This window comes from Nocardia sp. NPDC004415 (genome assembly GCF_053602435.1).
The window spans coordinates 38,965-50,899 of the sequence record NZ_JBSGDP010000018.1 but is presented as its reverse complement, the minus strand read 5'-3'; the positions used below and the strand labels follow the sequence as shown (position 1 = coordinate 50,899).

General features: G+C 68.2%; 9 protein-coding genes. 8 read left to right on the top strand and 1 reads right to left on the bottom strand.

Annotated elements, in window-relative coordinates:
- The first annotated feature begins 10 nt into the window (after positions 1 to 10).
- The 3 genes from ACWEMY_RS11560 (at position 11) to ACWEMY_RS11550 (ending at position 1,736) form a co-directional block, all read left to right on the top strand.
- A complete protein-coding gene (locus ACWEMY_RS11560) occupies positions 11 to 133 on the top strand; it encodes a hypothetical protein (protein ID WP_278261689.1) in 123 nt (40 codons plus the stop codon).
- Positions 134 to 237: 104 nt separating this feature from the next.
- Entirely contained in the window at positions 238 to 870 is a 633-nt protein-coding gene (locus ACWEMY_RS11555) for a TetR/AcrR family transcriptional regulator (protein WP_375930784.1), read from the top strand.
- On the top strand, positions 870 to 1,736 hold the full coding sequence (locus ACWEMY_RS11550; RefSeq protein ID WP_452389933.1) for an alpha/beta hydrolase family protein: 867 nt from the start codon (positions 870 to 872) through the stop codon (positions 1,734 to 1,736). Before ACWEMY_RS11555 ends, ACWEMY_RS11550 begins: the two co-directional genes overlap by 1 nt.
- A 3-nt stretch (positions 1,737 to 1,739) precedes the next feature.
- Here the strand turns inward: ACWEMY_RS11550 and ACWEMY_RS11545 are convergent, their stop codons facing one another.
- Entirely contained in the window at positions 1,740 to 3,800 is a 2,061-nt protein-coding gene (locus ACWEMY_RS11545; protein WP_452389932.1) for a prolyl oligopeptidase family serine peptidase, read from the bottom strand.
- 194 nt (positions 3,801 to 3,994) lie between these two features.
- Between ACWEMY_RS11545 and ACWEMY_RS11540 the strand changes: the two genes are divergently transcribed.
- The 5 genes from ACWEMY_RS11540 to narI are packed head-to-tail and all read left to right on the top strand — an operon-like array spanning position 3,995 to position 11,934.
- A complete protein-coding gene (locus ACWEMY_RS11540) occupies positions 3,995 to 5,191 on the top strand; it encodes a nitrate/nitrite transporter (RefSeq protein ID WP_452389931.1) in 1,197 nt (398 codons plus the stop codon).
- An 11-nt stretch (positions 5,192 to 5,202) separates the two neighbouring features.
- A complete protein-coding gene (locus tag ACWEMY_RS11535; RefSeq protein ID WP_452389930.1) occupies positions 5,203 to 8,889 on the top strand; it encodes a nitrate reductase subunit alpha in 3,687 nt (1,228 codons plus the stop codon).
- Positions 8,889 to 10,538, top strand: a complete 1,650-nt coding sequence (gene narH / locus ACWEMY_RS11530) for a nitrate reductase subunit beta (protein WP_452389929.1) — start codon at positions 8,889 to 8,891, stop codon at positions 10,536 to 10,538. The genes ACWEMY_RS11535 and narH overlap by 1 nt, the downstream gene beginning before the upstream one ends.
- Entirely contained in the window at positions 10,535 to 11,212 is a 678-nt protein-coding gene (narJ, locus tag ACWEMY_RS11525; protein WP_452389928.1) for a nitrate reductase molybdenum cofactor assembly chaperone, read from the top strand. The genes narH and narJ overlap by 4 nt, the downstream gene beginning before the upstream one ends.
- Complete coding sequence (narI, locus tag ACWEMY_RS11520) at positions 11,203 to 11,934, top strand: respiratory nitrate reductase subunit gamma (RefSeq protein WP_375935514.1); 732 nt, start codon at positions 11,203 to 11,205, stop codon at positions 11,932 to 11,934. Before narJ ends, narI begins: the two co-directional genes overlap by 10 nt.
- Position 11,935 lies beyond the last annotated feature (1 nt).

The following is an 11,935-nucleotide window of genomic DNA, read 5'->3' as shown; positions in this document are numbered from 1 at the left end:
GGAGTGGCACATGCTTTACAACATCACCGACAACAGCAGCGGCAGCAGCGGCGACGGCAGCATCCTGAGCCTGCTGCTGGGCCTGCTCACCAGCTCGATCAGCACCGGTTCGGTGCAGGGATCCGGCAACTGAGAAGACAGCAGCCAACTTCCGGCTAACGCGCGGTAAGCCGGGAGGGCTACCGAAGGGCCCGATCCATGACGAGGGGATCGGGCCCTTCGGTATTGTCAGCGACAATGTCACAGGATGCGAATACGGGACGAATGTATGCCGGGCAACCCGTAGAGGACCGGCAACGCCAGCGGCGTGCGCGTTTTCTGGAGTCAGGCCTGACGGTCTTCGCGCGCGACGGGTACGCCAACAGCTCGGTCGGGGCCATCTGCAAGGACGCGGGACTGTCGTCCCGGCAGTTCTACGAGGAGTTCACCGGCCGCGAATCGCTGCTGCTGGAGCTGTACGAGCAGATCGACAGGCAATCGCGCGACGCGGTCGCCGCCGCGCTAGAGGCCAAGACCGACGGCACCGTGCTCGAGCAGATCGACGCCGCCGTGCGCGCCTATGTGGAGGCCATCGGCGAGGACCCGCGCAAGGCGCGCGTGGCACTGGTCGAGGTGGTCGGCGCCGGGCCCAAGGTCGAGAAGTTCCGGCTCGAGCTGCGCCGGGTGTGGGGCTCGCTGCTGGCCAGCGCCGCCGAGGACGCGGCCATGCAGGGCGAGATCCCGGCCGGCGACTACGAACTGCGCGTGCTGGCCATCATCGGCGCGGTGAACTACGTGGTCGACGGGTGGAGCGGCTCGGACCCGCGGCCCCCGCTCGACGAGGTGATCAAGGTACTGAGCCGGGTGATCCTCGGCGCGGTAGGGGCGTGATGGCCCGGGTCGAGATCGTCCCGATCCAGGTACCCGACGGCAGCACCCTGCCGGTCCGCCTGCTGCCCGCGCGCGGGCCGCACCGGCATCCGATCACCCCCGACACACCGCGCCCGGTGGTCGTCATCGTGCCGGGCCTGGCCGTGCCCGGCGAGTTCTACGAGTACTTCGGCGGGCAGCTGGCCGCCCGCGGCTTCGATGTCGCCATCGGCGAACTGCGCGGCAACGGCGACTCGCCCCGGCCCGGCACCGACAGCACCTACGGCTACCACGAACTGGTCTCGGTCGACTTCCCCGCCATGCTCCAGGCCGTACGCGACCGCTTCCCCGGCAGCACCCCGTACCTGCTCGGCCACAGCATGGGCGGTCAGCTGGCCGCGCTGTACGCGGCCAGGGTGCGCGGCAGGCTCGGCGGCCTGATCCTGCTCGCCTCGGGCACGCCGTACTTCCGCGGCTATCGCGGCGTGCTCGCCCCGGGCGTCCTGGTCGGCACCGCGGCGGTGGCCGTCGCCGCCAATCTGACCGGATTCTGGCCCGGCGACCTGCTGGGCAGACGGGCCTACGGCAGGCAGTCGAAGGTGCTCATGTCGGACTGGGCGCGGCTGGCGCGCACCGGCCGGTTCGTGCCGGTCGGCGCCGACATCGACTACGAGGAACGGATGACGCGGCTGAAGTTCCCGGTCCTGTCGATCACCGTGACCGGCGACGAACTGGCACCGCAGAGCTCCGCCGACCACCTGCTGAGCAAACTTCCCGCGGCCCAGGTCACCCGGTGGCTCCAGCCGGAGGCCCTGGGGCACAACGGCTGGATCACCGATCCGGTCTCCACCGTCGACGCGGTGGAGAAGTGGCTGCGCGACCGCTGACGGCTACGCCGAGCGCCGCCCCTCCATCAGCATCTGCGTGAAGAACTCGTAGACCAGCGCGGACAGATAGGCCGTCTGCTTGTTGTCGGCCGCGCCGCCGTGCCCGCCCTCGATGTTCTCGTAGTACCAGACGGTGCGGTCCTGGGATTCCAGCAGCGCGGCCATCTTTCGCGCGTGGCCGGGGTGCACCCGGTCGTCGCGGGTGGAGGTGGCCAGCAGGATCGGCGGGTACTGCCGGTCGGGATCGGTGTTCTGATACGGCGAGTACTCGCTGATGTAGGCCCATTCCTCGGGCTTGTCCGGGTCGCCGTACTCGGCCACCCAGGACGCGCCCGCCAGCAGCAGGTGGTAGCGGCGCATGTCCAGCAGCGGCACCTGGCAGACGATGGCGCCGAACAGTTCCGGATACCGGGTGAGCATCACGCCCATCAGCAGCCCGCCATTGCTGCCGCCCTTGGCGCCCAGCCGGTCCGGAGTGGTGATCCCACGCTCGACCAGATCCCGCGCGACCGCCGCGAAATCCTCGAAGGCGCGGTGCCGGTGCTCTTTCAGTGCGGCCGTGTGCCATTCGGGGCCGTACTCCCCGCCGCCGCGGATATTGGCCAGCACGAAAGTGCCGCCCTTCTCCAGCCACGCCATACCCGGTGCGCCCAGATACACCGGGGTGCGGGAGATCTCGAACCCGCCGTAGCCGTCCATCACCGTCGGTCCGGGGGTGCCCCTGCGGTCACGGTGACGAATCACGAAGTAGGGCACGGCCGTTCCGTCGTCGGAGGTGGCGAAGAACTGTTCGGTCTCGATGCCGGTGGCGTCGAAGTAGGCGGGCGCCTGCTTGAGTACGGTGGCCGCCTCGCCCACCGCGCTGCTGAGCAGCGTGGTCGGCGTGGTGAAACCGGTGGTGGTGAGCATGAATTCGTCACCACCCTCGAGCGGGTCGAGGTTGGTCACCGAGGTGCTCGACATGGTGGGGGAGTCGGCGAGCTCGGAGCGCGTCCAGCCGTCCGGGCCGGGGGTGAGCACCTGGAAGCCGGTCTGCACATCGCGCAGGGTGGTGAGGATCAGGTGGTTCTCGGTCCAGCCCCAGGATTCCAGCGCGGTGTGCGCGTCGGGGGTGAACAGGGCCTCGAATTCCCTTCCACCGGCGAGGAATTCGTTGATGTCGGTGACCAGCAGGCTGCCCGGGGCGAAGGTGGTGTCGCCGGGGGTCCACTCCGTCTTCAGGCGGACCAGCAGCCAGTCGCGGTACCAGTCGACATCGGCGTCGGTGGGAGTCTCGAGCAGGCGCCACTCGCCGTCGGCGAGCAGTGACACCTCGGTGTTGAAGAAGTCCGTCGACCGGTGCAGGTAGTGCCGTTCGTAGCCGGGGTGGCGGTCGTACCCGGCGCCGATCGAGACATCACCCGGCTTGCCCTCGAACACGGTCTCGGCCGCGGACAACTCGGTGCCGCGCCGCCAGCGCTTGGCGATCCGCGGGTAGCCGGAATCGGTGAGCGAGCCCGGCCCGAAGTCGGTGCCGACATAGAGGGTGTCGGCGTCGATCCAGCCCAGGCGCGACTTGGCCTCCGGCAGGAAGAACCCACCGTCCTCGGGCGCGATGAATTCCCGGGTGGTCAGGTCGAATTCGCGCTCGACGGTCGCGTCAGCCCCGCCCCGGGACAGGTGGACGATGGCGCGTTCCTGCGAGGGCCGCAGCACGGCAGCCCCGCCCCACACCCAGTTCTCGCCGTCGGCCTCGGCCAGCGCGTCCACATCGATGAGCACATCCCATTCGGGCTCGTCGGTGGCGTAGGACTCGAAAGTGGTGCGCCGCCACAGCCCGCGCGGGTGTTCGGCGTCGCGCCAGAAGTTGTAGAGCCACGACCCACGCCGGCCGGGATGGGCGATCTTGGTGTCGTCGTCGAGCATGGCCAGGATGCGCGCCTCGGATTCGGCGAAACGTTCGGTCGCGGCGAAACGCTGCCCGACCACCTCGTTGCGGGCGCGCGCCCAGTCCAGCGCGGCCTCGTCGGTCACTTCTTCGAGCCAGAGAAAGGGATCGGTCATATTCCGCTCAACGCCGCTCATGGGCACATTGTTGCAGTGTCATGGGCGGCTGGCGCCGTGGGTTCTCGGCCGGTTCCCTCGATCGACGGGTTGCGGAACAGTTGAAGAGTGAGATATTCCCCACCGAAAGGGGAGTTCACAAGGTTTTCGGTGTAGTTGCCGGAACGTTGCGTGTTCACCGGCATCGGCCGCGGCCGGTGTGTTCTCCTGGTCGGGTGACCTCGCTACAGACAGCGGTACGCGCCGGGTCCCCGACCCTCAACCTCGTCCTGGCCACATGGGTGTCGGCCATCAACTTCTGGGCGTGGAATCTCATCGGCCCGCTCTCGCCGAACTACGCCGAGGACATGCACCTGAGCAGCATGGCGGCTTCGATCATGGTCGCCATGCCGATCCTGGTCGGCTCGCTGGGCCGCATCGTCTCCGGCGCGCTCACCGACCGGCTCGGCGGGCGGACGATGTTCATCGGCGTCTCGCTGGCCTCGATCGTGCCGGTGGTGGCGGTCGGTATCGCGGGCAGTATCGAGTCCTATCCGCTGATGCTGGTGTTCGCGTTCCTGCTCGGTATCCCCGGCACGGTCTTCGCGGTCGGTATCCCGTTCGCGAACTCCTGGTACGTGCCCGCGCGGCGCGGCTTCGCGACCGGTGTGTTCGGCGCGGGCATGGTCGGTACGGCGGTGTCGGCGTTCTTCACCCCGCGTTTCGTGCGCTGGTTCGGACTGCTGCCCACGCATCTGATCGTGGCCGCCGCGCTCGCCGTCACCGCGGTGCTGTGCGTGCTGTTCATGCGCAACTCCCCGGAGTTCACGCCGAACACCGATCCGGTGCTGCCCAAGCTGCGCGCGGCCATGAAACTGGGCGTCACCTGGGAGATGTCGTTCCTGTACGCGGTGGTCTTCGGTGGTTTCGTGGCCTTCAGCTCCTACCTGCCGACCTACATCAAGAACGTCTACGACTTCTCGGCGGTCGACGCGGGCACCCGCACCGCCGCCTTCGCGCTGGCCGCGGTGATCGCCCGGCCGATCGGTGGCACCCTCTCGGACCGGATTCCGCCGAAGTACATCGTGGTCACCTCACTGGCGGGCACCGCGGTGATGGCCGTGATCGCCACCTTCAAACCGCCGCCGGATGTCGCCTCGGCGTGCACGTTCATCGCGATGGCGCTGTTCCTCGGTATCGGTACCGGCGGCGTGTTCGCGTGGGTGGCGCGGCGGGCGCCCGCGTCGAACGTCGGCAGTGTCACCGGCATCGTCTCGGCCGCCGGTGGTCTGGGCGGCTACTTCCCGCCGCTGATCATGGGCACCACCTACAACGAGGCGACCCACAGCTACACGATCGGCCTGCTGCTGCTCGCCGCCACCGCGCTGGCCGCGCTGCTCTACACCGCCTTCAAACTGCACGCCGTCGAATAGAAGGAGACGCAGTGGCACCCGAAGCGCATATCGGCGGACCGGTGGAGAACCTGCTGGTCCGCAGCGGCCGGTTCTTCACTCCCGGCGTGGAATCGCCCGACGGGCGCACCGTCACCCGCGCCGGTGGCCGCGAGGGCGACATCTTCTATCGCAACCGGTGGAGCCACGACAAGGCGGTGCGCTCGACGCACGGGGTGAACTGCACCGGCTCGTGCTCGTGGAAGGTCTACGTCAAGGACGACATCATCACCTGGGAGACCCAGGACGTCGACTATCCCTCCGCCGGTGCCGACCGCCCCGGCTACGAACCACGCGGCTGCCCGCGCGGCGCCGCCTTCTCCTGGTACACCTACTCGCCCACCCGGGTGCGCTACCCGTACGCGCGCGGCCTGCTGGTGGAGATGTATCGCGAGGCCAGGTCCCGGCTGCGCGACCCGGTACTGGCCTGGGCCGACATCCAGTCCGATCCCGAGCGCCGCGGCAGGTACCAGAAGGCCAGGGGGATGGGTGGATTGGTGCGGGTGAGCTGGGACGAGGCGGTGGAGATGATCGCCGCCGCGCACGTGCACACCATCAAGGAGTACGGCCCCGACCGCATCGCCGGCTTCTCACCCATCCCGGCCATGTCCATGGTGTCCTTCGCCGCGGGCTCGCGCTTCGTGGAACTGCTCGGCGGCGTGATGACCTCCTTCTACGACTGGTACGCCGACCTGCCGGTGGCCTCCCCGCAGGTCTTCGGCGACCAGACCGACGTCCCCGAATCCGGCGACTGGTGGGACGCGTCCTACCTGCTCATGTGGGGTTCCAACGTCCCGGTGACGCGCACGCCCGACGCGCACTGGATGGCCGAGGTGCGCTATCGCGGCACCAAGGTCGTCACCGTGAGCCCCGACTACGCCGACAACACCAAGTTCGCCGACGAGTGGATGCCGTGCGCGGCCGGCACCGACGGCGCGTTGGCCATGGCGATGGGGCACGTCATCGCGACGGAGTACTTCGTGCGCAGGCGCGAACCGTTCTTCGTCGACTACGTCCGTCAGTTCACCGACCTGCCTTTCCTGATCAGCCTGGAAGACCGCGACGGCCGCCTGGTCCCCGGCAAGAACCTCACCGCCGCCGACCTCGGCGACACCTCCGAGAACGCCGCCTTCAAACCCGCCCTGCTCGACAGCGTCACCGGCGCGGCCGCGATTCCGCACGGCTCGCTCGGCTTCCGCTTCGGTGAGCAGGGCGTGGGCAAGTGGAATCTCGACCTCGGTGACCTGCAACCCGCGCTGACCGTGGCCGATGTCGCCGGCGGCGACAGCGCGGTGGTGACGCTGCCGCGCTTCGACACCGTCGACGGGCACGGCGAGACGATCGAGCGCGGTGTCCCGGTGCGGGTGATCGCCGGGCGCCGGGTGTGCACGGTCTTCGATCTGCTGCTGGCCCAGTACGGCGTCGCCCGGCCGGGGCTGCCCGGACACTGGCCCAGCGGCTACACCGATCCCGACTCGCCCGGCACCCCCGCCTGGCAGGAACCCATCACCGGCGTCTCCGGCGAGCAGGTCATCCGGATCGCGCGCGAATTCGCCGACAACGCCGTCGATTCCGGTGGCCGCAGCATGATCATCATGGGCGCGGGCATCTGCCAGTGGTTCCACGGCGACGCCACCTACCGCGCGATCCTGGCACTGCTGCTGCTCACCGGCTCGATGGGCCGCAACGGCGGCGGCTGGGCCCATTACGTCGGCCAGGAGAAGTGCAGGCCGGTGACCGGCTGGACCACCGTGGCCATGGGCACCGACTGGTCGCGCCCGCCGCGCCTGATGGCGGGCACCTCCTACTGGTACGCCCACACCGACCAGTGGCGCTACGACGGCTACCGCGCCGATGTCCTGGCCGCTCCCACAGGCCGCGGCCTGTTCCGCGACAAGCACACCATGGACGTGCTGAGCTCGGCCGTCGCCATGGGCTGGACCCCGTTCTTCCCCCAGTTCGACCGCTCCTCACTGGAATTGGCCGAGCAGGCGAAAGCGGCGGGCGCCGATCCGGTGGCCTACACCGTCGATCAATTGCACAGCGGGAAACTGCGATTCGCGGTGCAGGACCCCGACGCTCCGCAGAACTGGCCACGGGTGCTGAATGTGTGGCGGTCCAATCTGCTGGGTTCGTCGTCGAAGGGCAACGAGTATTTCCTGAAACACCTGCTCGGCGCCCGGTCGAATGTCCGCAACGACCTCGCCGCACCCGCGCAGCGCCCGGCCGACGTGATCTCGCCCGATCCGGTTCCCGAGGGCAAGCTCGACCTGCTCATGTCCATCGACTTCCGGATGACCTCCACCACCCTGTTCTCCGATATCGTGCTGCCCGCCGCGACCTGGTACGAGAAGGCCGACCTGTCCAGCACCGATATGCACCCGTTCATGAACGCCTTCACCGCCGCCATCGACCCACCGTGGGAAACCCGTTCCGATTTCGACGCTTTCGGCACGATCATCCGCGCCTTCTCGGCCATGGCCGCCAAGCACCTGGGCACCCGCACCGATGTCGTCCTCGGCACCCTCCAGCACGACACCCCCGGCGCGATGGCCTATCCCCATGGCACCCAGTCGAATTGGCAGACCACCGGCGAGGTGCCGGTGCCCGGCAAAACGATGGGTCCGCTGAAGGTGGTCGAACGCGACTACGCGGCGGTCGCCGAGAAATGGGCCGCGCTCGGCCCGCTGGTGGAACAGGCCGGACTCACCACCAAAGGCGTCACGGTGTTCCCCGATCAGGAAGTACTCGAACTCAGCCATCTGCACGGGGTCATGAATTCCGGAGTGGCGGAAGGGCGTCCGGCGCTGGACTCGGCGGAGAAGATGGCCGAGACCATTCTCATGCTCTCCGGCGCCACCAACGGCAGGCTCTCGGTGGCCGGATTCGAGGAACTCGACCGGCGCACCGGCCGCTACATGGTGAAACTCGCCGAGGGCAGCGAGGAACGGCGGATCTCGTTCGCGGAAACGCAATCCCGGCCGGTTCCGGTGATCACCAGCCCGGAATGGTCCGGCAGCGAGACCGGCGGCCGCCGCTACGCCCCGTTCACCCAGAACATCGAATACCTCAAGCCCTTCCACACCCTCACCGGCCGCATGCATTTCTACGTCGACCACGACTGGCTCGAGGAGCTCGGTGAGGCGCTGCCCGTCTATCGCCCGCCGCTGGACATGGCCAAGCTCTACGGCGAACCCGGGATCGGCGAGCGCCGCGACGGTGTCGGCCTGACCCTGCGCTACCTCACCCCGCATTCGAAATGGTCCATCCATTCCGAATACCAGGACAATCTGCTGATGCTGTCGCTCTCGCGCGGCGGCCCGACCATGTGGATGAGCCCCGGCGATGCCGAGGAGATCGGCGTGCGCGACAACGACTGGGTCGAAGCGGTGAACCGCAACGGCGTGCTGGTCTGCCGCGCCATCGTCTCCCAGCGCATGCCGCGCGGGGTGGTGTACGTGTATCACGCCCAGGAACGCACCATCGACGTCCCGCTCTCGGAAACCACGGGAACCCGTGGCGGCATCCATAATTCGCTCACCCAGCTGCTCATCAAACCCACCCACCTGGCGGGCGGTTACGCCCAGACCTCCTTCGCGTTCAACTATCTCGGCCCGACCGGAAATCAGCGCGACGAAGTGACCGTGGTCCGTCGCCGCAGCCAGGAGGTGACGTACTGATGAAAGTCATGGCGCAGTTGGCGATGGTGATGAACCTGGACAAATGCATCGGCTGCCACACCTGTTCGGTGACCTGCAAACAGGCCTGGACCAATCGCACCGGCACCGAGTACGTCTGGTTCAACAATGTGGAAACCCGTCCGGGACAGGGCTATCCGCGCACCTACGAGGACCAGGAGAAATGGCGCGGCGGCTGGACGCTGAAGAAGGGCAGGCTACGGCTGCGCGGCGGTGACCGCTTCGCCAAGCTGGCCAATATCTTCGCCAATCCGAAGATGCCCGCCATGTCCGACTACTACGAGCCGTGGACCTACGACTACGAGAACCTGATCAATGCCCCGCTCAGCGACCAGATCCCGGTCGCCGCCCCGCGCAGCCTGCTCACCGGCGATCGGATGAAGATCGGCTGGTCGGCCAACTGGGACGACGACCTGGCGGGCTCCCCGGAGATCGTGCCCGGCGACCCGGTGCTCGCGCAGGTCAGCGAGAAGGTCAAGGCCGAGCTCGAGCAGACCTTCATGTTCTATCTGCCGCGCATCTGCGAGCACTGCCTGAATCCGGCGTGCGTCGCCTCGTGCCCGTCGGGCGCGATGTACAAGCGCACCGAGGACGGCATCGTGCTCGTCGACCAGGACAAGTGCCGGGGCTGGCGCATGTGCATCTCCGGATGTCCTTACAAGAAGGTCTATTTCAACCACAAGACCGGCAAAGCCGAGAAGTGCACGTTCTGCTATCCGCGCGTGGAGGTCGGGTTGCCGACGGTGTGTGCGGAGACCTGCGTGGGCCGGTTGCGCTATATCGGCCTGATCTTCTACGACGTGGACAAGGTGCTCGACGCCGCCTCCGTCCCCGACGATCGCGACCTCTACCGCGCCCAGACCGATATCCTGCTCGACCCGGCCGACCCGGAGGTGGTCGCGGGCGCACGGGCCGCCGGAATTCCGGACAGCTGGATCGAGGCGGCGCAGAGATCACCGATTCACGCGCTGATCAAGGACTTCCGCGTCGCGCTGCCCCTGCATCCGGAATACCGCACCATGCCGATGGTCTGGTACATCCCGCCGCTGTCACCGGTGGTGGACGCGGTCGCCCGTGACGGTCACGACGGCGAGGATGTCGGCAATCTGTTCGGCGCCCTGGAGTCCTTGCGAATTCCCTTGGAATATCTCGCGGGATTGTTCACCGCCGGCGATACCGAAGCGGTCGCCGTGGTGCTGCGCAAGCTGGCCGCCATGCGGTCCTACATGCGTGATATCAACCTCGGACGCGAACCGCAGGAACATATTCCGGCGGCTGTCGGAATGACCGAGGAGCAGATGTACCGCATGTACCGGCTGCTCGCGCTGGCGAAAATCGAAGAGCGGTACGTAATTCCGTCGGCCTATGCCGATCAGGGGCATCAGCTGGAGGAATCCGTCGCCGACTGCGCGCTCGATTTCGACGGCGGGCCCGGCATGTACGACCAGGCGTCCGGACCGTTCGGCGAGACCAGCGGCAAGCCGATCCCGGTGGCGGTGGAGACCTTCCACGCGCTCAAACAGCGGCAGACCAGCGAGTCGGCCGGTGCCGGTCAGCCGCCGCGGGTCAACCTGCTGAACTGGGACGGCAAGGGCGCCCCCGAGGGCATGTTCCCTGGCGGGCGCCGATGATGCGCGGACGCGCGGCCCGCCGGACCGCCGAACACCGGCTGACCTGGCAGGCGGCGTCGCTGCTGCTGGCCTATCCGGACGACGGGCAGGCCGGGCGGCTCGACCTCGTGACGCAGCTGTGCGCCCACCTGCCCGCCGACCGGGCCCGGCCGCTGCTGGCCGTGACCGCCGAACTGCGCGGGACGTCCGAGGTGGCGGCGGCGCGGGAGTACGTCGACACCTTCGACCTGCGCAGGCGAGCGACCCTGTTGCTCACCTACTGGACCGACGGCGACACCCGCAATCGCGGCATGGCCATGCTGGCCTTCACCGAGGCTTATCGCGGCGCGGGCGTCACGCCACCGGACAACGAAGTGCCCGACCATCTTCCGGTCGTCCTCGAATTCGCGGCGACCGTCGACCCCGTCGCCGGTGCCGCGCTGCTCGCCGCCTACCGCCGGGCCGTCCACGCCATCGGGCTGGCTCTGGCCGACGAGGGTTCCCGCTACGCGCCGGTGCTCGCCGCCGTGGTCGCCACCCTGCCGCCCGCCACCGACGAGGATCTCGGCTGGGCGCGCAGGCTGGTCGACGCCGGACCGCCCGCCGAGGCCGTCGGCCTGGCCCCCTTCACCCTCACGGTGCCGCCGCGCCGCACGGACGACCGGGAACCCGCTGTAGCGAAAGGATTTCGGTGAGCGAGATCTTCTGGGACATCATCCCGTACGTGAGCCTGGCGATCCTGATCGTCGGCACCTGGTGGCGCTACCGCTACGACAAATTCGGCTGGACCACCCGCTCTTCGCAGCTCTACGAGAGCAAGGTGCTGCGCATCGCCAGCCCGCTGTTCCACTACGGGATGCTGGTGGTGATCCTCGGCCACGTCATCGGCCTGGTCATCCCGGCGTCGTGGACCGATGCCATCGGCATCAGCCAGCACGTCTACCACATCCAGGCCCTCGTCCTGGGCGGCATCGCGGGCGTCGCCACGCTCACCGGCATCGCCCTGCTGATCTACCGGCGCCGCCGCAACGGCCCGGTGTTCACCGCCACCACGCTCAACGACAAGATCATGTACCTGGTGCTGGTCTGCGCCCTGGTGACCGGCCTGGCGACCACCCTGATCGGCTCGGGCGCGATCGGTCCGGAACACAACTACCGCGAGACGGTGTCACCGTGGTTCCGTTCGATCTGGATCCTGCAACCGCGCGGTGACCTGATGGCGCAGGCGCCGCTGTCGTTCCACATCCACGTGATGATCGCGCTCACGCTGTTCGCGCTGTGGCCGTTCACCCGGCTGGTGCACGCCTTCAGCGCGCCGCTGAGCTACTTCTACCGGCCCTACGTCGTCTACCGGTCGCGCCAGACCGCCAAGCCGGACGAACTGGTCGGCTCGCGGCCGCAGCGGCAGGGCTGGTGAG

Excerpts from the sequence above, each read along its gene's own strand:
- ACWEMY_RS11560 (WP_278261689.1), top strand. The coding sequence starts at position 11 with ATGCTTTACAACATCACCGACAACAGCAGCGGCAGCAGCGGCGACGGC.
- ACWEMY_RS11555 (WP_375930784.1), top strand. The coding sequence starts at position 238 with ATGTCACAGGATGCGAATACGGGACGAATGTATGCCGGGCAACCCGTA.
- ACWEMY_RS11550 (WP_452389933.1), top strand. The coding sequence starts at position 870 with ATGGCCCGGGTCGAGATCGTCCCGATCCAGGTACCCGACGGCAGCACC.
- ACWEMY_RS11545 (WP_452389932.1), bottom strand. The coding sequence starts at position 3,800 with ATGAGCGGCGTTGAGCGGAATATGACCGATCCCTTTCTCTGGCTCGAA.
- narH (WP_452389929.1), top strand. The coding sequence starts at position 8,889 with ATGAAAGTCATGGCGCAGTTGGCGATGGTGATGAACCTGGACAAATGC.
- narJ (WP_452389928.1), top strand. The coding sequence starts at position 10,535 with ATGATGCGCGGACGCGCGGCCCGCCGGACCGCCGAACACCGGCTGACC.